At 64.4% G+C, this 23,608-nt stretch carries 25 protein-coding genes; 16 read left to right on the forward strand and 9 right to left on the reverse strand.

Annotated elements, in window-relative coordinates:
• Positions 1-333 precede the first annotated feature (333 nt).
• Complete coding sequence (locus ACFX5Q_RS09065; protein ID WP_404277149.1) at positions 334-1,254, reverse strand: LysR substrate-binding domain-containing protein; 921 nt, start codon at positions 1,252-1,254, stop codon at positions 334-336.
• Positions 1,255-1,367: 113 nt separating this feature from the next.
• Between ACFX5Q_RS09065 and ACFX5Q_RS09070 the strand changes: the two genes are divergently transcribed.
• The 7 genes from ACFX5Q_RS09070 (at position 1,368) to ACFX5Q_RS09100 (ending at position 6,940) form a co-directional block, all read left to right on the forward strand.
• A complete protein-coding gene (locus tag ACFX5Q_RS09070; protein WP_404277152.1) occupies positions 1,368-2,669 on the forward strand; it encodes an MFS transporter in 1,302 nt (433 codons plus the stop codon).
• Between the two features lie 141 nt (positions 2,670-2,810).
• Complete coding sequence (locus ACFX5Q_RS09075) at positions 2,811-3,995, forward strand: cell wall hydrolase (RefSeq protein ID WP_404277154.1); 1,185 nt, start codon at positions 2,811-2,813, stop codon at positions 3,993-3,995.
• A gap of 268 nt (positions 3,996-4,263) precedes the next feature.
• Positions 4,264-4,659, forward strand: a complete 396-nt coding sequence (locus tag ACFX5Q_RS09080; RefSeq protein WP_404277156.1) for an AtpZ/AtpI family protein — start codon at positions 4,264-4,266, stop codon at positions 4,657-4,659.
• Positions 4,660-4,726: 67 nt separating this feature from the next.
• The gene (locus ACFX5Q_RS09085; protein WP_404277158.1) at positions 4,727-5,485 is read left to right on the forward strand and encodes a F0F1 ATP synthase subunit A; all 759 of its coding nucleotides are present in this window, start codon (positions 4,727-4,729) and stop codon (positions 5,483-5,485) included.
• A 66-nt stretch (positions 5,486-5,551) separates the two neighbouring features.
• A complete protein-coding gene (locus ACFX5Q_RS09090) occupies positions 5,552-5,776 on the forward strand; it encodes a F0F1 ATP synthase subunit C (protein WP_006206606.1) in 225 nt (74 codons plus the stop codon).
• A gap of 65 nt (positions 5,777-5,841) precedes the next feature.
• Positions 5,842-6,438: a F0F1 ATP synthase subunit B gene (locus ACFX5Q_RS09095; RefSeq protein WP_404277163.1), complete on the forward strand. Its 597-nt coding sequence runs from the start codon at positions 5,842-5,844 to the stop codon at positions 6,436-6,438.
• Positions 6,439-6,448: 10 nt separating this feature from the next.
• On the forward strand, positions 6,449-6,940 hold the full coding sequence (locus ACFX5Q_RS09100) for a F0F1 ATP synthase subunit B (protein WP_404277164.1): 492 nt from the start codon (positions 6,449-6,451) through the stop codon (positions 6,938-6,940).
• A 118-nt stretch (positions 6,941-7,058) separates the two neighbouring features.
• Here ACFX5Q_RS09100 and ACFX5Q_RS09105 read toward each other — a convergent pair whose 3' ends face one another.
• A complete protein-coding gene (locus ACFX5Q_RS09105; RefSeq protein ID WP_404277165.1) occupies positions 7,059-7,754 on the reverse strand; it encodes a ribonuclease HII in 696 nt (231 codons plus the stop codon).
• 159 nt (positions 7,755-7,913) lie between these two features.
• Positions 7,914-9,068, reverse strand: a complete 1,155-nt coding sequence (locus tag ACFX5Q_RS09110) for a PA0069 family radical SAM protein (RefSeq protein WP_404277166.1) — start codon at positions 9,066-9,068, stop codon at positions 7,914-7,916.
• Between the two features lie 150 nt (positions 9,069-9,218).
• Here ACFX5Q_RS09110 and ACFX5Q_RS09115 point away from each other — a divergent pair, with 150 nt between their 5' ends.
• Both ACFX5Q_RS09115 and ACFX5Q_RS09120 read left to right on the forward strand, forming a co-directional pair.
• A complete protein-coding gene (locus tag ACFX5Q_RS09115; RefSeq protein ID WP_404277167.1) occupies positions 9,219-9,722 on the forward strand; it encodes a glycosyltransferase family 2 protein in 504 nt (167 codons plus the stop codon).
• A gap of 204 nt (positions 9,723-9,926) precedes the next feature.
• A complete protein-coding gene (locus ACFX5Q_RS09120; protein WP_404277168.1) occupies positions 9,927-10,898 on the forward strand; it encodes a hypothetical protein in 972 nt (323 codons plus the stop codon).
• A 9-nt stretch (positions 10,899-10,907) separates the two neighbouring features.
• Here ACFX5Q_RS09120 and moaB read toward each other — a convergent pair whose 3' ends face one another.
• From moaB to ACFX5Q_RS09150, 6 genes are all read right to left on the reverse strand, one after another.
• A complete protein-coding gene (moaB, locus tag ACFX5Q_RS09125; protein WP_404277169.1) occupies positions 10,908-11,459 on the reverse strand; it encodes a molybdenum cofactor biosynthesis protein B in 552 nt (183 codons plus the stop codon).
• Complete coding sequence (locus ACFX5Q_RS09130; protein WP_404277170.1) at positions 11,446-12,342, reverse strand: 4-(cytidine 5'-diphospho)-2-C-methyl-D-erythritol kinase; 897 nt, start codon at positions 12,340-12,342, stop codon at positions 11,446-11,448. The genes moaB and ACFX5Q_RS09130 overlap by 14 nt, the downstream gene beginning before the upstream one ends.
• 25 nt (positions 12,343-12,367) lie before the next feature.
• On the reverse strand, positions 12,368-12,553 hold the full coding sequence (locus tag ACFX5Q_RS09135; RefSeq protein WP_006201979.1) for a hypothetical protein: 186 nt from the start codon (positions 12,551-12,553) through the stop codon (positions 12,368-12,370).
• A gap of 83 nt (positions 12,554-12,636) precedes the next feature.
• Positions 12,637-13,500 (reverse strand): S49 family peptidase, encoded by an 864-nt coding sequence (locus tag ACFX5Q_RS09140; protein WP_404277171.1) that lies wholly within the window; start codon positions 13,498-13,500, stop codon positions 12,637-12,639.
• Positions 13,501-13,641: 141 nt separating this feature from the next.
• Positions 13,642-14,442, reverse strand: a complete 801-nt coding sequence (locus ACFX5Q_RS09145; RefSeq protein ID WP_404277172.1) for a tRNA1(Val) (adenine(37)-N6)-methyltransferase — start codon at positions 14,440-14,442, stop codon at positions 13,642-13,644.
• Positions 14,442-14,666: a DUF2007 domain-containing protein gene (locus tag ACFX5Q_RS09150; RefSeq protein WP_404277173.1), complete on the reverse strand. Its 225-nt coding sequence runs from the start codon at positions 14,664-14,666 to the stop codon at positions 14,442-14,444. Before ACFX5Q_RS09150 ends, ACFX5Q_RS09145 begins: the two co-directional genes overlap by 1 nt.
• Before the next feature lie 161 nt (positions 14,667-14,827).
• Here ACFX5Q_RS09150 and ACFX5Q_RS09155 point away from each other — a divergent pair, with 161 nt between their 5' ends.
• The 7 genes from ACFX5Q_RS09155 (at position 14,828) to glyS (ending at position 23,454) form a co-directional block, all read left to right on the forward strand.
• Positions 14,828-15,844, forward strand: a complete 1,017-nt coding sequence (locus ACFX5Q_RS09155; RefSeq protein WP_006201983.1) for a polyprenyl synthetase family protein — start codon at positions 14,828-14,830, stop codon at positions 15,842-15,844.
• 81 nt (positions 15,845-15,925) lie between these two features.
• Complete coding sequence (locus tag ACFX5Q_RS09160) at positions 15,926-16,594, forward strand: GntR family transcriptional regulator (RefSeq protein ID WP_404277174.1); 669 nt, start codon at positions 15,926-15,928, stop codon at positions 16,592-16,594.
• A gap of 161 nt (positions 16,595-16,755) precedes the next feature.
• Positions 16,756-17,355 carry a biotin transporter BioY gene (locus ACFX5Q_RS09165; RefSeq protein WP_404277175.1) on the forward strand — a complete coding sequence of 200 codons (600 nt, stop codon included), beginning with the start codon at positions 16,756-16,758 and terminating at the stop codon, positions 17,353-17,355.
• Between the two features lie 6 nt (positions 17,356-17,361).
• Positions 17,362-17,778, forward strand: coding sequence for a DUF1284 domain-containing protein (locus ACFX5Q_RS09170; protein ID WP_404277176.1), 417 nt, complete (start codon positions 17,362-17,364; stop codon positions 17,776-17,778).
• Positions 17,779-17,957: 179 nt separating this feature from the next.
• Positions 17,958-19,733, forward strand: a complete 1,776-nt coding sequence (locus ACFX5Q_RS09175) for a tetratricopeptide repeat protein (RefSeq protein ID WP_404277177.1) — start codon at positions 17,958-17,960, stop codon at positions 19,731-19,733.
• Positions 19,734-19,908: 175 nt separating this feature from the next.
• Positions 19,909-20,883 carry a glycine--tRNA ligase subunit alpha gene (locus ACFX5Q_RS09180; protein ID WP_006201989.1) on the forward strand — a complete coding sequence of 325 codons (975 nt, stop codon included), beginning with the start codon at positions 19,909-19,911 and terminating at the stop codon, positions 20,881-20,883.
• A gap of 402 nt (positions 20,884-21,285) precedes the next feature.
• Positions 21,286-23,454 carry a glycine--tRNA ligase subunit beta gene (gene glyS, locus ACFX5Q_RS09185; RefSeq protein WP_404277178.1) on the forward strand — a complete coding sequence of 723 codons (2,169 nt, stop codon included), beginning with the start codon at positions 21,286-21,288 and terminating at the stop codon, positions 23,452-23,454.
• Positions 23,455-23,608: the final 154 nt, after the last annotated feature.

Consider the following 23,608-nt stretch of genomic DNA (forward strand, 5'->3'; position numbering starts at 1 on the left):
CTGCACTCGCGGCTCGCTCCGGATCAAAGAAACTCGCCATCGTCGCTGTCGCCAGAAAACTTCTGATCACTCTCAACGCCATCATTCGAGACAAAACCGCATTCGCATGAACATAGTTGCCATGCCGTGACGTCTGAGCGTCACTACCGTCCAGAATTCTGCTCCGCTGCATCCTTTGCGCGAGGTAACGGCATGGATCCCAGGGTCTTCGCGACGGAGCTCCGCTCCTGCTTCGCCCTGGGATGACGAAGTTGATGGGCTGCGGCCAACCTCCAGGGTACGGTGGGTTGGCGATTGACCAGTTTCGAACTGTGAAACCACCTCGTTAAGAGACTAAGCGACTTCCCGCAGCACCTCATCCGCCTCCGCACTTTCGGGCAGCGCCTGCAGCGTCGCCTGCAACAATATGTCGGCAAGGCGCGCCGCAACGGGATCGAGTTCGGCCTCCTTTTGATGCAGGACCAGCGCCATTTTCGGCAGCGCGGGCAGTCCAACCGCCTGTGGCGCCATTGCCCTGACATTGGCGGGCAGGCCGATATCGGTGCGGATCGTCAGTCCGAGCCCGGCGGCGACCGCCGCCCAGATGCCGCCAAGGCTGGGGCTGGAAAAGGCCATCCGCCACGACAGGCCGGCGCGGTCGAGCGTTTCCGTCGCCACCGTGCGCAGCAGGCAAGGCGCTTCCAGCGCCACCAGCGGCAGCGGCTCGCCTTGGCGCAGCCCGGCCTCGATCAGCCGTGCCATGCCGATCCAGCGCATCTGCACCTCGGCGACATGCCGGCTGTAGGGCAGCGTCGCGCCATTGTGCCAGGCCAGCGCAATGTCGAGGCTGCCCGCCGTGATCCGCTCGGCAAGTTCGTGGCTGCGTGCGATCCGCGCCTCGATCTTGACCTTGGGATGGGCGCGGGCGAAGCGCCCCAGCACTTCCGGCAGCACCGCTTCGCCGAAATCCTCCTGCAGCCCGAGCCTTACCCAGCCTTCCAACTCGACGTCGTGGATGGCCGACGCCGCCTCGTCGTTGAGCTCGATCAGCCGGCGCGCATAGCCCAGCATCGTCTCGCCGGCTTCGGTCAGCGCCAGGCCGCGCCCGGACTTACGGAAGATCGGTGTCGCCGCCTGCTCCTCCAGCTTCTTCAGTTGCGCACTGACCGCCGAGGTCGAGCGCCCCAGGCGATCGGCGGCCTTGGCGAAACTGCCAAGCTCCATGCCGGTGACGAAGCTTCTGAGGACGTCGAGGTCGAAGGTTACGCGTCGCATGATAACAATCCTGTTTTTCGGGAATGAATATCAAAAACTTCCCGATATTCAGGATGAAGCTATGGCGGTAGAGACGGTGCGTCAAGATCCTAGATCATCACAGGAGCCGCGCCATGTCGGTCATCGCCACACACGCAAACCGCCTCCAGGGCAGGCCTCGGCCGGGCATCGTCACGTCTGCCAACAAGGCTTCTCCCGATAGGAATCACCGCTGGAAGGTGCTCGGCATCGGCGTCGCCGCCAATGCCAGTTTCTCCACCATCTTCAGCGGCATTCCGGCAACGGCGGTGTTCATGCGCCAGGGCTACCACCTCGGCAACGGCCAGCTCGGCCTTGCCCTCGGCCTTCTCGGATTGGGGGTTGCGCTGAGCGAACTGCCCTGGGGAGTGCTCACCGATCGCTGGGGCGATCGCGGCGTGCTGCTGACCGGGCTTGGCGCGACCGCGGCCTGGCTCCTGCTCATGGCGTTCTTCATCGTGCCGTCGGCATCGCATGTTCCAGACGTTGTCGTGCTTGCCGCCGGCCTGCTGGTTGCAGGTCTGCTCGGCGGCAGCGTCAACGGCTCCAGCGGCCGCGCCATCATGGCCTGGTTCCACGAAGGCGAGCGCGGCTTTGCCATGAGCATCAGGCAGACCGCCGTGCCGCTCGGCGGCGGGCTCGGTGCGCTTGTCCTGCCGTCGCTGGCCTCGGCCTACGGCTTTGCCGTGGTCTTTGGTCTTCTGGCGTCGGCATCGGCGGTCTCGGCCTGCTTCGCCTGGCTTTGGCTGCATCAGCCGCCGGCGGGAGACGATGCCGGCAACGTCGTTGCGGCAAAACCAGCCGGTCCGGCGCCGCTGCGCAACATCGAGGTCTGGCGCCTCGCGACGGCAATCGGCCTGCTGTGCTTTCCGCAGGTCGCGGTGCTCACCTTCGCCTCCGTCTTCCTGCACGATTTCGCCGGCATGGGCACGCTGGTGATCAGCGCCAGCCTCGCCGCCGTGCAGGTCGGCGCCATGGTCCTGCGCGTCTGGAGCGGCCGCTTCACCGACCGCCATGGCAATCGCCGTTCGTTCCTGCGCCTGTGCAGCGCGCTGAGCGCGCTCGCCTTCGCTGCCCTTGGCCTGCTGGTCCTGGCGGCTGCCGCCACGCCCGGCTGGCAGACCGTGCTGATGCCGGCCGTCGCCATGGTGCTGGTCGTTGCCGGCATCTCGGTTTCCGCCTGGCATGGTGTCGCCTATACCGAGCTCGCCACCCTTGCCGGCGCCAGCCGTGCCGGAACGGCGCTCGGCCTCGCCAACAGCTTCGTCTTCATCGCCTTCTTCCTGGTGCCGGCGGGCATTCCCGGACTGCTGCTCGTCTCGTCGTGGGCGGGAGTATGGCTGGCGGCGGGCGTCTGCGCGATGATCGCCTGGCCGATTTTCCTCCGGCCGGCCTGATTTCCTGCATGGTTGGGGCCGCAAGGTTCGCCCCGTTTCGGATCAACATCAAAAAAACACGATCGAACCCGTTAACGCCCCATCAAGGTTAATGCATCATTTTGGCTCTCCAGAGGGTCAGTTGCGTTTCTGGAGAGTTCCGTGCATCGACGTGTCTTGAAACGGCTGGCCGCCGTCGCCGGTGAGAAAAAACGTTCCTTCCTATCTCCTTTCATCATCGGGCTCGGCATCTGGGTCGGCTTTCCGACCGTCATTGCCTATCAGGACATGACCAGCCTGGTCTCCGGCCTGGAGAAGCCGAACGCCCGCTGGAACGCCTATGTCGAAAAATCCGTCGCCGGTTCGGTGCACGCCGCCGAAATGCCGTTCGTCGATTCCGTCTCCACCGGCTCGATCTCCGGGTCGGGCGTCAAGTTGCCCGGCATCGGCAGCGTATCGTTTCGCGGCAAGGGCAATGTCGCCGGCACGACACCCGACGAGGATCGTATCGCGCGCGCCGACAAGAAGGGCCGCATCGTCCAGATCTCGCCGGTGGCGCCGCCGAAGAACTTCAACGCCGGCTCGATCTTCGAGCGCACCTCCTCGCTGCTGCGCCCGAGCATGGACAGTGGCCTGAAGCTCGCCTTCGCCAAGCCTGGCATAAAAGGCAAGGAAATCCAGATCGCCCAGGCCTTCCATATCCGCGAGGAGGAGAAGCCCGATCCCGGCGTCCCGGCCATGCTGGCGGCTCTCGTCAACAATGACAAACCGGATGTGCTGGCCACCGCCTATGCGCAGGCCGAACCCGATTACGCCAAGGCCTCGCCCTTCGAGGCCCTGCTGCAGGACGAGCAGCCGAACAACGGCCGCTTCATCCCGCCGATGAGCAAGGGCGATCACTCTTGGATCCAGAACCCGCTGCCGGCCAGCGTCTTCTCCAAGAAGGAGCAGGCATGCCTTGCCAACGGCATCTACTTCGAGGCGCGCGGCGAATCCGTGCGCGGCCAGGCCGCCGTCGCCCAGGTCATCCTCAATCGCGTTCGCAACCCGGCCTATCCGAATTCGATCTGCGGCGTCGTCTACCAGAACGACCACTGGTACAATCGCTGCCAGTTCTCCTTCGCCTGCGACGGCCGCAAGAAGCGCATCGAAAATCCTGTCGCCTACAAGACCGCCCAGGATGTCGCCATGGCCGTCACCGCCGGCAAGATCTTCATTCCGGAAGTCGGCTCCTCGACCCATTATTACGCCAACTATGTCCATCCGGGCTGGGCGCGCACGATGAAGAGGATGACCAAAATCGGCCTGCATATCTTCTATCGTACCTATGGCGGCGGCTGGAGCTGAGTATTCCCTGAACAGGCGTTCGCGGCGACCCGAAGAGGCGTCAAGGCCCGGCGGCCAAAGACCCATCGCTGCAAGGATTCGGCAGGTACATGCCCGCAACTGCGGCGGGCACGATGTCGCACCTAAATAAGTGATTGATTTAGCTAGGAAAAATACATCACATTGAAGTTCGGCCCGTGGCTTGACGGGCGCGGACCCTCTAACTATGTTGCCGGCGACTTTGGTAGCGGACGGACGGCGACGATCTGACCGGGCAGGGGGGGTTGCGATGGCCGACAAGAATGGGCCAGACGGAACCGGAGAAACCGGCCGCGGCAAACAGCACGAACCCGACATCCGCGATGACGATCTTGAGCGCCGCCGGCGCGATCTTGAAGCATCGCTTGCGACAAGACGGCCGGACCGGCTCGAGGGGAAAGACGCGAAAGCGGGCAGTGTGGCCGGATATGGCCAAGCGCTCAAACTATCCAGCGAGTTCATCGCCGGCATAGTGGTGGGCGTCGGCCTTGGCTGGTTCTTGGACCGAGTGGCGGGAACCTCGCCATGGGGTCTGATCGTCGGCCTGCTGCTGGGTTTTGGCGCCGGCGTGCTCAATGTCCTGCGCTCGGCGGGACTGGTGGCGCAATTCGGACAGGGCGATAAAACGCGCGATCCGAAAGACTAGGACGAGGCGCCGTCAAAGGCGCGAAACAGGACACTGAAGCCGCATGCGGCTTTGACGGGGATGTAAAGTGGCTGCTGACAAGGTCGATCCGATCCACCAGTTCCATATCGTCAAGCTGATTCCGATCAACATCGGCGGCTACGATCTGTCCTTCACCAATTCCGCGCTGTTCATGGTCGCGACGGTCGCCGTCGCATCGGCCTTCCTCTACCTGACCACCGCAAGCCGCAGCCTGGTTCCGGGCCGCCTGCAGTCGGTTTCGGAGATGGCCTACGAGTTCGTCTCCAACATGCTGAGGGACGCGGCGGGAACGCAAGGGTTGAAATTCTTCCCCTTCGTCTTTTCGCTGTTCATGTTCGTGCTGGTCGCCAATCTGCTTGGCCTGTTTCCCTATTTCTTCACCGTCACCAGCCACATCATCGTCACCTTCGGCCTCGCCGCGCTGGTCATCGGGACCGTGGTCGTCTACGGCTTCATGAAGCATGGCCTCGGCTTCCTGAAGCTGTTCGTGCCGCATGGCGTGCCGGTGTTCCTGCTGCCGCTGGTGGTACTGATCGAAGTGATCTCCTTCGTGTCGCGCCCGGTCAGCCTCTCGGTTCGTCTGTTCGCCAACATGCTGGCCGGCCATATCACGCTCAAGGTGTTCTCCGGGTTCGTCGTCAGCCTGAGCGCGCTCGGCGCGGTCGGTTTCGCCGGTTCGGTTCTGCCGCTGGCCATGGCCGTCGCGCTGACGGCGCTGGAACTGCTGGTCGCCTTCCTGCAGGCCTACGTCTTTGCCGTGCTGACCTGCATGTATCTCAACGACGCCCTGCATCCCGGGCACTGACACCAAGTTTCCGGCATTGCCGCCGGATGGAAATGCAACGGAATTACAGATCCAAAGGAGTTTGAAATGGACGCAGAAGCAGCAAAGTACATCGGCGCTGGTATCGCTTGCCTGGGCATGGGCGGCGCGGGCATTGGCCTCGGCAACATCTTCGGCAGCTACCTGGCGGGCGCTCTGCGCAACCCCTCGGCCGCCGATGGCCAGTTCGGCCGCCTGATCTTCGGCTTCGCCGTGACCGAAGCTCTGGGCATCTTCTCCCTTCTCATCGCGCTTCTGGCCCTGTTCGGCTGAGCACTCGGGAAGATTGGGCAGGCCGGCCGCGATCCTGCGGCAGGCCTGATATCAGGGGATAGTCCATGTTCGTGACATCTGCCTTTGCAGAAGAGTCAGCGCCGGCTGCCGAAGGCACCGCCGGTGCGGGAGCCGAAACGCATGCCGGCACCGCGGTGCCCGGCGAGGCGCACGGCACCTTCCCGCCATTCGATCCGGCGACCTTCCCGTCGCAGCTTCTGTGGCTGGCGATCACCTTCGGGCTGTTCTACCTGTTCCTGAAGCGGGTGGTGATGCCGCGCCTCGGCGGCATCATCGATGTCCGCAACGACCGCATCACGCAAGACCTCGACCACGCCGCCAAGCTGAAGGGCGAGGCCGACGCGGCCGTTGCCGCTTACGAGCAGGAACTGGCCGAAGCCAAGACCAAGGCCAACGCGATCGGCCAGCAGGCCAACGACGCCGCCAAGGCCGAGGCCGAGACCGCGCGCAAGAAGGTCGAGGCTGCCCTCGACAAGAAGCTCGGCGAGGCTGAGGCCAGCATCGCTTCTATCAAGGCCAGCGCCATGAAGGAAGTCGGCTCGATTGCCGAGGACACCGCTTCGGCGATCGTCGAGGCGCTTGTCGGCGGCAAGGCCAGCAAGGCCGAGATCGCGGCCGCGGTCAAATCCGTGGCCCGGTGAGGAGCGCATCATGGACGCCACATCTCTCGCGACAGTCTGGGCTACGGTTGCCCTGGTCATCTTCCTCGGCGTTGCCGTCTACATCAAGGTGCCGGGCCTGATCGCCAAAGCGCTCGACGCCCGCGCCGCCAAGATCAGCAATGAGCTCGACGAAGCCCGCCGGCTGCGCGAAGAAGCCCAGCAGCTGCTTGGCCAGTATCAGAAGAAGCGCAAGGAAGCCGAGCAGGAGGCCGCCGACATCGTCGCCGCCGCCAAGCGCGAAGCCGACCTGCTCGCCGCCGAGGCGCACAAGAAGACCGAGGACTACGTCGCGCGCCGCACCGCACTTGCCGAGCAAAAGATCGGCCAGGCCGAGCGCGAGGCAGTCGCCGAAGTCCGCGCCAGCGCCGTCGACATCGCCGTCGAAGCGGCGCGCGCGTTGCTTGCCGGCAAGATCGACGCCAAGGCCGGCGCCGACCTGTTCAAGGCTTCGCTGCAGGACGTGAAGGCCAAGCTGAACTAAGTGGTCTTCGAGCCGCTAGCATGAAGCCGCCCGGGCGACCTGGCGGCTTTTTTGTTTTGCGGGGCGGCTGAGCGCGTAATCTCCCCCACGAGGGGGGAGATCGGCTGTCGCCGCCGCCTCATTCCAACCCAGCGAAGCTCTCTTCTTCGACCACCTCAGCTCCGCCCAGCCGGAACGGCGCAAACGACACACGGTGCAGCCGCGCCACCGGGCCGTGTGCTTCGATCGCCGTGCGGTGGCGGGCCGTGGCATAGCCCATATGGACCTCGAAGCCGTAGCGGTCGTGGTGGTTGCCGCAGCTACACATCATGCGGTCGCGCATCACCTTGGCGACGATCGAGGCGGCGGCGATCGACTGCGAGCGCTGGTCGCCCTTGATCAGCGCGCGCCCGGCGCATGTGAGGCCCGGCGGCACGTCACGCCCGTCGGCCAGCGCCAGCTTAGGCTGCACGGAAAGACCGGCGACCGCGCGGCGCATCGCCTCCAGGCTGGCCTTGAGGATATTGCTGCCGTCGATGCCTTCGGCGCTGATCGAGGCCATCGAGACGGCTACGGCGGATCCGAGGATCCTGGCGAACAGCGCCTCCCGCTGCAGGTGCGTCAGGCGCTTGGAATCGTCGAGCCCTTCCGGGATGTTGGCGGGATTGAGCACCACCGCCGCCGCGACGACCGGCCCGGCCAGCGGTCCGCGACCGGCCTCGTCCATCCCCGCCACCGGCCACAGGCCTTCGGCCATCGCCTTCGTCTCGAAGGAGAAGTCGGGCTTCTCGACGATTTCGAAAAGAAGCGGAGAATCGGAACGCGCGCGAGCCATGTTGCGGCGAGATTCGCATCGGCTCCGATTCTCCGCAAGTCCCTCCGGGTCGGGGTGGGGCGCCGGACCGGGAGGGCACCGTCTGCAGGCCGGGGGGGACAGGCCGGACCGGATTCTTTTCTCATGCACCGGCCGGCGAAGGCCGGTGCGCGATCTTCCTTAAAGCAGCATCAACTGCTCCGTGGCATTGGCCGCGGCGACGAACTGGTCGGTCCTGAGCGTCCGCCGCTCGGCGTTGAGGCCGAGCCGCTTGGCGGTGATCTCGAAGCGGCGGCCGATCTGCCAGGCATAGGGTCCCGCACCCTTCATGCGCTTGCCCCATTCCGAATCGTAGTCCTTGCCGTCGCGCATCGAACGGATCAGCGACATCACGTGGCGGTAGCGGTCGGGATAGTGGCGCAGCAGCCAGTCCTTGAAGATCGGCGCCACCTCCAGCGGCAGGCGAAGTATGACGTAGCCGGCCTCGCGCGCGCCGGCGGCGCGTGCCGAATCGAGGATGCGCTCCATCTCCGGATCGGTCAGGCCGGGTATGATCGGCGCCACCATGACGGAGGCCGGAATGCTTGCGTCCGAAAGCTGTCGGATCGCCTCCAGCCGCTTGGTCGGCGTCGACGCGCGTGGCTCCATCGTTCTGGCCAGCATCCGGTCCAATGTCGTCACCGACAGCGCCACCTTGGCCAGCCCGCGCTCGGCCATGCGCGACAATATGTCGATGTCGCGCGTCACCAGCGCCGATTTGGTGACGATGCCGACCGGATGGCCGCGGGCTTCCAGCACTTCGAGGATCTCGCGCATGATCCGGTACTGTTTCTCGATCGGCTGGTAGGGATCGGTATTGGTGCCGATAGCGATGGTGCGCGGCTGGTAGCCGGGCTTCGACAATTCCTTGTCGAGCATCCGTGCCGCGTCCGGCTTGGCGAACAGCTTCGATTCAAAGTCGAGCCCCGGCGACAGGCCCATGAAGGCGTGCGTCGGCCTGGCGAAGCAGTAGACACAGCCATGCTCGCAGCCACGATAGGGGTTGATCGAGCGGTCGAAGGAAATGTCGGGCGACTCATTGCGGGTAATGATCGTGCGCGGCTTCTCGACCTGCACCTCGGTCTTGAACGGCGGCAGTTCCTCCAGCGAATTCCAGCCGTCGTCGAAGACATGCCGGCTGACCGGCTCGAAGCGGCCGGACGGATTGATGCCGGCGGAGCGGCCGCGATTTCGGTCCGGCCGCACGCGCATGCCGCTCTGCTCGATCATCGCATTCGCCATCTCGGCTCTCCCGGCCCCAAAGGCTGCAATGTCGGCACGCACGATCTGTTCCATCTTTGCCCTCTCCCAGGGACTGTCAGCAGGCCGTCGAATCGCTCTGTTCATGAAACTATTCCTATTTTGTCGATGAGAACAAAGCAAGAACTTTTTATGCCGCGATGCAAAAACTGGCGCGGCCTACGGCTTTCCGCTATTCGGCTAACCATGCTCAGTGTTCTCATCGAAACCATGAACGACGAAGAGGGCCTTGCCCGCACGCTCGCCTCGCTGATCGGCGGCGCGGTCGAAGGCGTGGTGCGCGATGTGATCGTCTGCGACAACGGCTCGACCGACCAGACGCACCGTGTCGCCGAGCATGCCGGCTGCCACTATGTCGCCGGCGGCATCGCGGCCGGCATCAGGCAGGCCAAGGGCGACTGGCTGCTGTTGCTGGAGCCTGGCGCGCGGCTTTCGGAAGGCTGGATCGACGAGGTTGTCGCCCACACCGCGAGGCAAACCATGCCGGCGCGGTTTGCGCGGGCGCGCGGCAGCCGCACGCCGTTCCTGGCACGCGTCTTTTCGGGCAACCGGGCCCTGGCCGAGGGGCTGGTGATCAGCAAACGCCAAGCCACAGCTCTGTCGAAAAGCGCCCGCGGCGCCGAGGCCATCGCGCGCGGCCTTGCGACCAGGAGGCTCAACGCGGAGATCTGGGTCGCGCCGTCGAAGTGAGGCTCTTTTGCCCTGCCTTCGCGAACGGACGGAGCTTCACTCGTTTCCACACTACGGGAATTTATTGCAGGCGCGTTGTCTATTGTGCATTGCACAAAACATGGCGTGGGCGTAGCATTCCCTTCATGCGGGACAATCGGGTTTGGGTAATGCCGGAGCGGTGAGCAACGCTGCGTCGGCGCCGCATTCATACCCGAGGACCCGATGACCTTTACAAGCCCTGACAAATCCGGCGCCGCCAGCTTGGAGGCAATTGCGCGAAATGGCAGCATGTTGCGCCGTATGGCCGCGCGCATCCCGACCTATCTGACCGACCTTCGCGAGAATCCCGCCTGGCTGCCAATGTTCGTCCTCGCCCGCACCATGCCGGGGCGGCGCCTGCACTGGCTTGGTGCCAAGCAGGCCAAGCCGGCACGCAACACAGATACGATGTTTGCCGGCGTCGACCGCGCCGCGGCCGTCGGCGCATTGAAAGCGGACGGGCTGTTTTCAGGGCTGGTGCTGCCGCAGGCCATTCACGAGGAAATCGCCGCTTTTGCCGAGCGCACGCCGTGCTTCGGCAATTTCGATCGTCGTCTCGAATTCATGCCGGGCGAGCATGCCGAGGCCGAAAAGCGTTTTGGCCGCCCATTGCTCAGCGGGCATTTTTTCGAACGTATCCTCGATTGCGATGCTGCTTTGGCCATTCAGCGCGACCCGCTGCTGCTTGATATCGCCGCGCACTATCTCGGCGGCCAGGCGAAGTTGATCACGACGCGCGTCTGGTGGAGCTTTCCGACCGGCGCGGCCTCGGATGCCGACAAGAACCTGGCGTCGCTCGGCAAATACCACTTCGACCTCGACGACTGGCGGATGCTGAAATTCTTCTTCTATCTCAAGCCCGTCGATGCCGACACCGGTCCGCATGTCTATGTCCGCGGCAGCCACAAGCGCCGCGCCGTAAAGCATCAGCTGACGCTGCTCGTCGGCCATCCGGCGCAGGACGTCCTCGACGTCTACGGCGACGACAGCCCGGTGACGCTGACCGGAGAAGCCGGCCTCGGCTTCGTCGAGGATCCGTTCGGTTTCCATATGGGTACCGTGCCGACGCGCACGCCGCGTCTGATGATGGAAGTCGGCTTCGGCGTCTCGGCGCCGTCGCGCCGTCGCTTCCACGGCGAGCCGGTCATCCGCTGATCCGGGATCTTATCCGGTCTTGCCGCGCCTGAGATGCTCGTCCAGGCGGGGCATGATCTCGACGAAGTTGCAAGGCATGTGCCGGTAGTCGAGCTGCGGCTTCAAAATGCCGTCCCAGGCGTCCTTGCAGGCGCCGGGCGAGCCCGGCAGCACGAAGACGAAGGTGGCGTTGACGACGCCGCCGGTCGCCCGGCTCTGGATCGTCGAGGTGCCGATCTTGTCGTAGGAGATGCGGTGGAACACTTCGGAAAAGCCGTCCATGCGCTTTTCGAAGATCGGCTCCAGCGCCTCCGGCGTCACGTCGCGGCCGGTGAAACCGGTGCCGCCAGTGGTGATGACGACATCGATGTCCTTGTCTTGCGACCAGCCAAGCACCTTGTCGCGGATCTTGTCGCGGTCGTCGGTGACGATGTCGCGGGCGGCAAGGATGTGGCCGGCCTCCGCGATGCGGTCGGCCAGGGTCTGGCCGGACTTGTCGTCGGCAAGGCTGCGCGTGTCGGAAACGGTCAGAACCGCGATGCGCACCGGAATGAAGGGGCGTGTCTCGTCAATCCTGGCCATGGGCGTCGGCCTCCATGCTTCGCGTCGCGGCAACGAACCAGTCCGGATGGCGGCTGCGTATGTCGAGTGCGGCGCGCTTGGCGACATTACCTGTTTCGAACAGTCCGAAGCAGGTGGCGCCGGAGCCCGACATGCGGGCAAATCCCGCCCCGGCCTTGTTCAGCACCGACAACGCCTTGCCGATGGCCGGCTGGATCGCGCGGGCTGCCGGTTCGAGATCGTTGCGCGTGATCTCCAGCCAGTTGCGGATGCTGTGGAAGTCGATCGTGCGCGGCAGCGGCGGCAGCATGTCATTGTCCCGGCTGGCAAGCGCGTTGAACACCTCGGCCGTGGAGACGGCGGTGCCTGGATTGACCAGAACCAGGCCAAGCGCCGGAAAATCCGGCACGCTCGACAGCTCGTCACCGATACCACGCGCGACCAGGGGTTTTGCTGCCAGGCACATGGGAATGTCGGCACCAAGCGCAAGGCCGATGTGCGCCAGTTCGGCGTCATCGATATCCAGTGCCCAGGCATGGACGAGCCCGCGCAGCACCGCCGCCGCATCGCTCGATCCGCCGCCGACGCCTGAGGCAACCGGCAGGTTCTTTTCCAGCCTGATGGCGACAGGCGGCGTCCGCTGCAGGCCGGCTTCCTGCCGCAGCGCCTCGCGTGCCTTCACCACCAGATTGCTGTCGTCGAGCGGGACTGCGGACGCGTACTTGCCGGACACCGAAAAAATATCGCTGTCGGCGCGCTCGATCTCGACCCTGTCGCCGAAGCGGGTGAAGACGGCGAGGCTCTCGATCAGGTGATAGCCGTCGGCGCGCCTGCCGGTGACATGCAGCGCCAGGTTGATCTTGGCGGGCGCAAGCCATATCCGGGCTTCGGCCTCGGCGTTCAATGTGTCGGCTGCAAGGGAAATGCTTTCAGTCCTTGGCCAGGCGGTATTCGCCGGTCTTGGGGTCCTTGACCAGCGTTCCCATCGTACCGTTGGCCGCCTGTTTTTCGGTGCGCCGGATCTTGGCCGTCACCCGTTCGGCTTCCCTGACGAAGGAGCGGTAGCCGACATAGGCAAGCACGCCAACGGCGACGAAGAAAATGATCTGCGGCATCTCAAAACTCCTCCCTCGAAAAGGCGGCGAAGGCGGCCGGTCGGGTCGGTCAAGCGGATATGCTAGACGTTTTCACCGTTTTTTCAAAGCCCGAAGCGCGCCCACAACGCGCGCTCTTCCGCCGCATCGATAATGCCGCTGGCAGCCGCTGCGGCAATGTCGGGCGCCGAAAAGCCGCTGCGCGAGCCGAACAGACCGAAGCGGCCGAACAGGCCGCGCGGCGCCGTGATCAGCTTGAGCTGGGTCTTCGGCCCGAAGCGGGTCTTGAGCACGGTGCGCATATCGCCCAGCGCGTCGACAAGGCCGAGCTCAAGACCTTTCTTTGCGGTCCAGAACAGGCCGGTGAACAGGTCCGGGTCGTCCTTGAGCCTGGTGCCGCGCCGCTCCTTGACGAGGTCGATGAAGGTCTCATGCACCTCGAGCTGCAGCGCTTTCAGCCGCTCGACGTCTTCCTTCTTCTCCGGCTTGAACGGGTCGAGCACGGCCTTGTTCTGGCCGGCCGTGTGCACGCGGCGCTCGACGCCGATCTTCTTCATCAGTTCGGGAAAGCCGAACGAGGCCGACACCACGCCGATCGAGCCGACGATGGAGGAGGGGTCGGCGAAGATCTCGTCGCCGGCGACCGCGATCATGTAGCCGCCCGATGCCGCGACGTCTTCGACGAAGACCAGCACCTTCTTGTCCTTTTCCGTCGCCAGGTCGCGGATGCGCTTGAAGATCAGCCGCGACTGCACCGGCGAACCGCCAGGCGAATTGATCGAAATGGCGACGACTGGCGCATCGAAGGAAAACGCCTTTTCGATTAGGCCGGCGGTCGATGCCAGCGACAGGCTCGGCCGGAACTGGCCGCCGCCGGGCATGATGGTCCCCTGCAGCCGGATGACCGGAACGGTGACGACACTGGAGCGCCAGGATTTCGGCAGCAGGCGGTTCAAAAGGCGTTTCACGAGGGGAGGATCTCCGGGGCAATGTGCAAAGAGCAAGATAAGGTCAGGTTCGGTCAATTCTTTTTTTCGGACGGCGCGGCAATCTTGCTCCGGGCATGTAGGGATTTTCCGGCCAACAGCAATGCCACGTGGCCGGCAGGATCAATCGCCGAACAGCGACGCCAGTCCGTTGTTGATCATCTCGGTCCGTTCCGCTGGTCCGTTGCCCGATTCACCATGCAGCATCAGCGGCGGGCGGATCGACAGCTTTCCGCGCGCGCCGAGCGCTGCCCTGACGACGATGCGGATCGCCGCCGCCTCGGGGCGAGGGTGGACAGAGAGCATTTCGGCATCGCCGAAGCGGCCCTCGATCGCGTCGAGAAGCGCGCCGAGCTGCTCCGGCCGGGCAATGACGGCCAGCCCGCCGCGCGGCCTCACGACCGCTGCTGCACTGCGGATCCAGCTCTCGAACAGCCCGTCCTCCATGACATGGGCCTGCTTGCGCAGCGGGTCGGGCGTGGCGCGATCCTCGGCGGCGTTGAAGGGCGGGTTCATGATGACGAAATCGAAGGAATTGTCGGCAAGGCCGGCGTCGCCTCTCGACTTGCCCGACAGCGTGACATCGGCGGCCAGCACCGAGGCGCGATCGCCGAGATGGGCATTGCCGGGATGGGCAAGCGTGGTCGCCGCGTATCCCGCCATTTCCTCGGAGCGTTCGACCAGCACGGCCCGGGCAGAAGCACAGCGCGACAGCACCGCCAGGCCCGCAGCGCCGGCGCCGGCGCCGAAATCGGCAAGCCGGCCGGCGAAGGAGGATGGCACGGCAGCGGCCAGCATCATGGCGTCCATGCCGGCGCGGTGCCCACCCGACCGGGGCTGCACCAGCCAGAAGCGGCCGCGATGGAAGCCGTCGACCGTGTGGGCCGGCGTGTCCGGAACAAGGGCGGCGGGTGAAGCGGACATTATTCTCGGCGGATCTCGTTGGCGATGCCGGCATCCGTCAGAATGCGCCGCGCCGCCTCCGCCTGGTCGGCGTCGACCATGACGCGCCGGGGCAGGATGCCGATCGAACCATCGAGCACGCTCATGTTCTGGTCGGCGACGAAACAGGCAATGCCGGCGTCGCGCATCAGCGATTCGACAAAGGAGATGATCACGGCATCGTTGGTGCGGATGAGTTCTATCATCGGACGAAAATCGCAGGTTGCGGCGTTCCTGTAAACGTGGGCGATCGCCTTGCCGGTTGCAACCGCGCCAATTCGCCTCTTGCCGTGCCCGTGGGTGCCGCCCTAGAGTCCATCCGGGACAGGGTGCCGTCGTGCGCATGGAATAGACGGGAGTGTTTGTGGTGGGTGTCGTTCTCAACATCGAAAACGGGAAGCGGGAAGCCGCCTCCATCAAGGACCTGATCGACCTGACGGCGGCCGATATGGGGCGCGTCAACGAACTCATCCTGTCGAAGGCCGGCTCCGACGTCGAAATGATCCCGGAGGTCGCCAACCATTTGATCTCGTCCGGCGGCAAAAGGCTGCGGCCGATGCTGACTTTGGCCGCAGCCCAGATGTTCGGCTATTCCGGCGAAGGCCACGTCAAGCTCGCCACATCGGTCGAATTCATGCACACGGCCACGCTTTTGCACGACGATGTCGTCGACGAGAGCGGCATGCGCCGCGGCAAGAAGACCGCGCGCATGATCTGGGGTAACCAGGCCAGCGTGCTGGTCGGCGATTTCCTGCTCGGCCAGGCGTTCCGCATGATGGTCGATGTCGGCTCGCTGGAAGCGCTCGACATCCTGTCGAGTGCGGCCTCGATCATCGCCGAGGGCGAGGTGATGCAGCTTGCCGCCGCCAAGAACTTGGAGACCACCGAGGACGAGCATTTCGCCGTCATCAAGGCCAAGACCGCGGCGCTGTTCTCGGCCGCCGCCGAAGTCGGCCCGGTGATCGCCCAGGCAACGCGCAACGATCGCGCGGCACTGCGCTCCTATGGCATGAATCTCGGCCTTGCCTTCCAACTCATCGACGACGTGCTGGATTATGGCGGCTCCAGCAAGGAGCTGGGCAAAAATGTCGGCGACGATTTCCGCGAAGGCAAGGTGACGCTGCCGGTGATCCTCGCCTACCGGCGCGGCACCAAGGCCGAACGCACCTTCTGGAAGCGCGCCATCGAGGACAATGTCACCGACGATGCCGGGCTGGAAAAAGCGATCGGCCTTATGACCCGCCACGGCGCCATCGCCGACACCATCGGCCGCGCCCGCCATTTCGGCGAGATCGCCCGCGACGCGCTCGCGCCGCTGGAGGCGACGCCGCAGAAATCGGCACTGATCGACGTCATCGATTTCTGCATCAGCCGGGTGAACTGAGGTCCGCGCCGAGGCAACTTTGCCGCGAAATCCGCAACGGCCGTCTCGACAAGCCGTCGCGATGCAAATTATCTATAAATCATGGCAAAGACCGCAGACGACACCATCGCCGTCCGTATCAGCAAGGTGCTGGCGGACCGCATCATATCGGGCGCTATCGAACCGGGCGCCCGGCTGCGACAGGACCATATCGCCGAGGAATTCCAGACCAGCCATGTCCCGGTGCGCGAAGCGTTCCGGCGTCTGGAGGCGCAAGGGCTGGCGATCGGCGAGCCGCGCCGTGGCGTGCGTGTCGCGTCTTTCGACCTTGGCGAGGTCAGGGAAGTTGCCGAAATGCGGGCGGCACTCGAAGTGCTGGCGCTGCGTCATGCCGCGCCGCACCTGACCGCAGCCATTCTCGATCTCGCCGAGGAGGCGACCAAGGCCGGCGACAAGTCTCGTGACGTCCGCTCCTGGGAGGAAGCCAACCGCACCTTCCACCGGCTGATCCTTCAGCCGTGCGGCATGCCGCGACTGCTTGCCACCATCGACGATTTGCACGCGGCAAGCGCCCGCTTCCTGTTCGCCGCCTGGCGCTCGGAATGGGAAATCCGCACCGACCAGGACCACCGGGCGATCCTGAGCGCGCTCCGCCAGGGCAATGCCGAATCGGCCGCCGCCACCCTTGGCCGGCATGTGCAGTGGATCGGCCAGAAGCCGGTCAAGACGGCCTCCGGCAGGACCCGCGACGCCTTCGCTATCGTCGGCTAGGGATCGGAAAATCAGCTGAAGACCAGCGCCGGGCGCAAATGCCCAATGCGATCTCGGAGCTTTTTCGGGGCGAGGGCTTGCCATCGCGCCGTAAATATGGATTTGATAATAGATCAAAAGCAAAAATTATCTATAATTTCAAAACAGCCAGGGAAGCCGCCGTGACCGACATCGCTTTTTCGTCCTCAAAGCCGTCCTTCAGCCCGCTGCGCCTGCAAGACCGCTCGCTTGGCTGGCAGGCTGGCGCCGTCGTCCTCGGCACGTTCTTTCTGGCGCTGTCGTCCTACATCGAAGTGCCGATGGTGCCGGTGCCGGTGACCATGCAGACCTTCGCAGCGACGCTGATCGGCGCGCTCTATGGCTGGCGGCTTGGCGCCATCACCATCACTGCCTGGCTCGTCGAAGGCGCGGTCGGTTTCCCGGTGCTGGCTGGCGGTGCTGCCGGCGTGCAGCATTTCCTCGGGCCGACGGGGGGCTATCTCTTCGCCTTCCCGCTCACCGGCGCGCTCGTCGGCTGGCTGGCCGAGCGCGGCTGGAATGGCAACCGGGTGATGCTGGCCTTCGCCGCGATGGTGCTCGGCAATCTCGCCTGCCTGGTCCTCGGCACGGCGTGGCTTGCCGTCATGATCGGCGCCGAACAGGCCATCACCTTCGGCTTCCTGCCCTTCATTGTTGGCGGCTTGCTGAAGTCCGCACTCGGCGCCGCCACGCTCAAGTTGTTTGCAGGCAACAAGACGAATCCGGCCAAAACCGCATCATAGCCGGCGATGACCGTCAGGCTGCGCGCCCATCATCTGCTTTGCGTGCTGACCTATGTCGGCAAGGGATACAGCGCCGCCTTCATCGCCAACTATGACGGCATCGCCGAGCGCCTTCGCCGGGGCGAGGACATCCTGATCGTCTGGGGTCCGGACGATATCTGCGCCCCGTTGCTCGGCGAGCCGGAACCGCACTGCCTGCGCGAAAGTGCCGCCGAGCGGGACCGGCTGGCGGCACGCGACGTGGAGCAATTGCTCGCCCGGCCGATCCGGGTCGGCGCCCGCCTGAGCCTTGACGCGGCAGCCCTGGCCCGCATGCGCGCCGCCTTTTCAGCCGGCCTGACGCGTGAGGCCTGCCAGGGCTGCGAGTGGGCCGGCCTGTGCACCACTGTTGCCATCAACACCTATCGCGATACCAGGGTGTAGGGTCCGCGTCCGCAATCTGCTATGATGCGTCGTCGCCATGGTTTGTTGATCGGGTGACCCGATTGTGAATTCGACCCGGATTGAAGCCTGACCCCAAAAAGGCCATGCTTTGCCCGGAAAAGTACGAGTCTATGGCGGTCCCGCCGACTTGGGGATTGCGTCTGGCTGAAAGGGATACGATGCGGCAAGGACGTGCGCGCTGGCTCACAGGGCTGGCAATTGTGGCGGGCATGGCGATCTCGGCTCTGCCGTCGCATGCCAAGGAAACCAGCGAGCCGGTCAGGATCACATCTTTCTCGGGGGCCTATCTCGCCGCGCGGATCGCCGAGGGCGACAACGACCTCGATAGCGCCATCGCCTACTACAAGCAGGCGCTCGCCTTCGCGCCCGGCGACACGGCGCTGCAGCAGAGCCTGATGCTGTCGCTGATCGCGCAAGGCCGCTTCGAGGAATCCCTGGTCTATGCCGACAAGCTCAAGGAAGTGCCCGATGTCGAGCGCTTCTCGCGCATGGCGCTGGCTATTGATTCCTTCCACAAGAAGGATTTCACCAAGGCGCAATACTGGCTCAAGCTGTCGCTCGAATCCGATCTCGACCGGCTTCTGTCCGGGGTGATGAGCAGCTGGGCCATGGAAGGCGCTGGTGAGCCCGGCGACGCCATGGCGTTCATCGACAAGCTGCAAGGGCCGGACTGGTTCGGCCTGTTCAAATCCTACCATCGCGCTTTGATCGCCGACGTCGCGGGCCTGCCCGAAAAGGCCGATCAAATCTACGCCGCGACCTTGGCAGACACTGCCGCCGGCGGCGCTGCGCCCGAGACGTGGATGCGCAACGCGCAGGCCTATGCCTCCTTCCTGTCCCGCAAGGGCGACAAGGCCAAGGCGCTTTCGGTTCTCGACCAGGCCGAGGCGTTTGCGCCGGGCAAGCTGGAAATCACGACGCTTCGCGACAGGATCAACAAGGGCGACAAGATCGAGCCTCTCGTCGCCGGCCCATCCGAGGGTGCCTCCGAGATCCTGCTTGACCTCGCCACTGCGCTCAACCGTGGCGGCGGCGAGCCGTTCGTCCGCCTCTATCTGCAATATGCGCTGGCGCTCAAGCCCAACAGCGATGCCGCCCTGGTGCAGCTCGCCGCTGTCGCCGAGCAGCTGAAGGACGGTGAGGGCGCGATCGCGCTCTATCGCCGTATTCCCAATTCTTCGCCGCTGAAGGAACTTTCCGACCTGCAGCTCGGCCTCAACCTCGCCGATCTCGACCGCCACGAAGAGGCGATCGCTCATCTGAAAGCCTTCGTCGACAAGCATCCAGGCGACATGCGTGCCTATCTGGCGCTTGGTGGCGTCTATTCCTCCAAGGACGATTTCCGCTCCGCCGCCAATCTCTACGACAAGGCGGTCGAGGTGCTGAAGACGCCGACCAGCGCCAACTGGAACATTTTCTACCAGCGCGGCATCGCCTATGAGCGGCTGAAGGAATGGCCGAAGGCGGAGCCGAATTTCCGCAAGGCGCTGGAACTGCTTCCCAACCAGCCTCAGGTTCTGAACTATCTCGGCTATTCCTGGGTCGACATGAACATGAATCTCAAGGAAGGCCTGGCGATGATCCAGAAGGCCGTCGATCTGCGGCCAAGCGACGGCTACATCGTCGATTCGCTGGGTTGGGCCTATTTCCGCCTTGGTAGGTTCGACGACGCCGTGCGTGAAATGGAGCGTGCCGTGTCGCTGAAGCCGGAAGATCCGGTGCTGAACGACCATCTCGGCGACGCCTACTGGCGCGTCGGCCGCAAGCTGGAAGCCACTTTTCAGTGGAATCAGGCGCGCGACCTGAAGCCGGACCCCGATGTGCTTGCCGCCGTGCAGCAGAAGCTGTTGAAAGGCCTGCCGCCGATCGAATCCAACACGGCGCAGGAGACTCCGAAGGTCAAGCCGGAGCCGACGCCCGCGCCGAAGGGGTAAGGATCTCGACATTGTCTGCAAAACGGGGCTCGTTGAGCCCCGTTTTTGTTTTCAGAAGAGCTGGAACCGCCGAGGTGCTGGCGCCGATACCCCGGGAGGGTGGCCCGACGAAGTCTGGTCGGGAGAGTGGCGCGCGGTACCCCGCCTTGACGCTCGCCGGCCCGGCAACTAGGGAATGCTTCATTCCGCGCTTTCCGAGGCCGCCGTGACGATCGACATCCCAACCCATATGCATCCCAGCCGCTCCTTCCAGGGGCTGATCCTGACCTTGCACAATTATTGGGCGGACTATGGTTGCGTCATCCTCCAGCCTTACGACATGGAGGTCGGCGCCGGCACCTTCCATCCGGCAACGACGCTGCGCGCACTGGGGCCAAAGCGCTGGAACGCCGCCTACGTGCAACCCTCGCGCCGGCCCAAGGATGGGCGCTACGGCGAGAACCCGAACCGACTGCAGCACTACTACCAGTATCAGGTGATCCTGAAGCCCAACCCGCCCAATTTGCAGGAGCTCTATCTCGGCTCGCTCAAGGCGATCGGCGTCGACCCGCTGCTGCACGACATCCGCTTCGTCGAGGACGACTGGGAAAGCCCGACGCTGGGCGCCTGGGGGCTCGGCTGGGAGTGCTGGTGCGACGGCATGGAAGTCTCGCAGTTCACCTATTTCCAGCAGGTCTGCGGCATCGAATGCGCGCCGGTGGCGGGCGAACTCACCTACGGGCTGGAGCGGCTGGCCATGTATGTGCAGGGCGTCGACAATGTCTACGACCTCAATTTCAACGGCCGCGACGGCGCCGAGAAGGTCACCTATGGCGATGTCTTCCTGCAGGCCGAGCAGGAATATTCGCGCCACAATTTCGAACATGCCGACACGGCGATGCTGCTCAGGCATTTCGAGGACGCCGAAACCGAGTGCAAGGCGCTGCTCGATGCGGGCGCGCCGGCTTCGAACGACAATCTGGCGATGCACCGCATGGTCCTGCCGGCCTACGACCAGTGCATCAAGGCCAGCCACGTCTTCAACCTGCTCGACGCCCGCGGCGTGATTTCAGTCACGGAGCGGCAAAGCTACATTCTGCGGGTGCGTAATCTGGCGAAAGCCTGCGGCGAGGCGTTCTTGCTGACGCAGGCTGGCGGGCTGGCCGCCTGAGATCAGACGCGCTTCATCATTTCGAGAGGCGCGGCGATCGGGGAGAGGATCTGGCCACTCGGGCCTGCCATTGTCCGCAGCGCTTGCCTGACACCCGGCATCGAGAAAGCACCGTGAGCCTGCGCGGCGAAGCAAGCGCTAAGTGCGAGGATCTGCAAAAGTCTTGATGCCGTTTTCACGATCGTTCAGCCAATAGTTCCCTGCCTGAGCGTTGGTCGCTTCAGCGCTGCGTTTGGTTCATGGGAATTTTCTGCCCTAAGGACGGGCGGGCTCCCTCCGTCCCGACAACAGCCATGAAAATTTCCGGAAATAGGTCGAACAGGCGATCGGCATGCAGGGTGACAGCGGCCAGCCGAGTTGCTATGCCCCGCCCCGGACCTTCTTGCCGCGCGAGCCCTTGCTATGCCTGACCTGCTTCTGGAACTTCGCTCCGAGGAAATCCCCGCGCGCATGCAGCGCAAGGCGGCGGGCGACCTCAGGAAGATGCTGACCGACGGTCTGGTTGAGGCCGGGCTGACCTATGAGGCGGCGCGCGAGTACTGGACGCCGCGGCGGCTGGCGCTCGACATTCGCGGCCTGACCGCGCGCTCGAAGGACATCCACGAAGAGATCAAGGGCCCAGCGACCTCGGCGCCGGAACAAGCGGTCCAGGGTTTTCTGCGCAAGGCAGGCCTTGCCTCGATTGCCGAGGCGCATGTCAACTCCGACCCGAAGAAGGGCGATTTTTATGTCGCCCACATTTCGAAGCCGGGCAGGGCGGCGGAGGCGATCATCGCCGAACTGGTGCCGGGCATCATCCGCGGCTTCCCCTGGCCGAAATCGATGCGCTGGGGGCCGGCCTCGGCAAAGCCGGGCTCGTTGCGCTGGGTGCGGCCGCTGCAGTCGATCCTCTGCACCTTCGGTCCTGAGACCGAAGAGCCGGTGGTGGTCGATTTCGAGATCGACGGCATCCGCTCGAGCAACGTCACCTACGGCCACCGTTTCCATGCGCCGGGCGAAATCACCGTGCGCCGCTTTGACGACTACGTGTCGAAGCTGGAAGCGGCCAAGGTCGTGCTCGACGCCGACCGCCGCAAGGAGATCATTCTGGCCGATGCGCGCAACCTCGCCTTCGCCAACGGCCTCGACCTGGTCGAGGATGAGGGGCTGCTGGAGGAAGTGTCCGGCCTGGTTGAATGGCCGGTCGTGCTGATGGGCGAGTTCGAGCAGGATTTCCTCGCCATTCCCGCCGAGGTCATCAGGCTCACCATCCGCGCCAACCAGAAGTGCTTCGTCAGCCGGCCGCAGGGCGCCGTCGAGGATCTGTCCAACCGCTTCATCCTCACCGCCAACATCGAGGCGAAGGACGGCGGCAAGGAGATTGCCTACGGCAACGGCAAGGTGGTGCGCGCGCGCCTCTCCGATGCGCTGTATTTCTGGAAGACCGATCAGGGCGATCTGCCCGATCTCGACCAGCTCAAGGCATCGGCGGAGAAGTTCGGGCTTGATCTCAAAAAGCCGCTCGACCAGCGCATGGCCCGCCTCGACCATCTCGGCGTCACCTTCCACGCCAAGCTCGGCACGCAAGGCGAGCGCGTGGAGCGGATCAAGAAGCTGGCCGAAGAGTTGGCGCCGATCGTCGGCGCCGATCCCGCGCTGGCGCGCCGTGCAGCCATGCTTGCTAAGGCTGATCTCACAACCGAGGTGGTCGGCGAGTTTCCGGAATTGCAGGGCGCCATGGGCCGCAAATATGCGCTGCTGCAGGGCGAGCATCCTTCCGTCGCCGCTGCCATCGAGGAGCACTACAAGCCGCAAGGCCCGTCCGACCGCGTGCCGACCGACTCTGTTTCAATTGCCGTGGCGCTCGCCGACAAGCTCGACACGCTGGTTGGCTTCTGGGCGATCGATGAAAAGCCGACGGGGTCCAAGGATCCCTATGCGCTGCGCAGGGCGGCACTGGGCGTGGTGAGGATTGTGGTCGAGAATGGCATCCGGCTGCCACTGACACCCACCTTCGAAAGCGCCTACGAAGTGGCGGATTATCTCGCGTCGAAGGCTGGCGGGGCCAATGGCTCCGACCTCCTGTCGTTCTTCCACGACCGCCTGAAGGTCTACCTCCGCGACCAGGGCGCACGGCATGATCTGATCGATGCTGTCATCACGCCGCAGTCCGACGACCTCCTGCAGATCGTCCGCCGCGTCGAAGCGCTCGGCTCCTTCCTCGACAGCGAGAATGGAAAGAACCTGCTGGCCGGAACCAAGCGCGCGGCGAACATTCTGGCGGCCGAGGAGAAGAAGAAAACGCAGGTCGCCGAGACTGTTGAGCCGGCGCTGTTTCGCGAGGATGCCGAGAAAATGCTGTTTGCGGCGGTGAATCAGGCCGAGAGGCAAGCCGGCGAAACGATTCAAAACGAAGACTTTTCCGCCGCCATGCTGGCGCTTAGTGTTTTGCGTGAACCGGTTGATTCATTCTTTGAACGCGTTCTCGTGAATGATGAGGATCAGGCCGTGCGCGCCAACCGCCTGGCGTTGCTTGCCCGCATCCGCGCCGCGACCGGTAAGGTCGCGGACTTCTCCAGGATCGCCGGCTAGAGCATGATCCCGAACCTCGGTTCGGGCAAAAGTCATGCTCAAACAAAGCAGCTGAAAAATTCTGGCCGGCCGGCCATTCGAGCCGACTTACAGTCATATGGCGATGATCTCCCCGTGGCAGAACTGACATGTTCCCCAACCCCACGGAGGCTCC

The organism is Mesorhizobium sp. IMUNJ 23033 (assembly GCF_044778005.1).
Classification (GTDB): domain Bacteria; phylum Pseudomonadota; class Alphaproteobacteria; order Rhizobiales; family Rhizobiaceae; genus Mesorhizobium; species Mesorhizobium amorphae_A.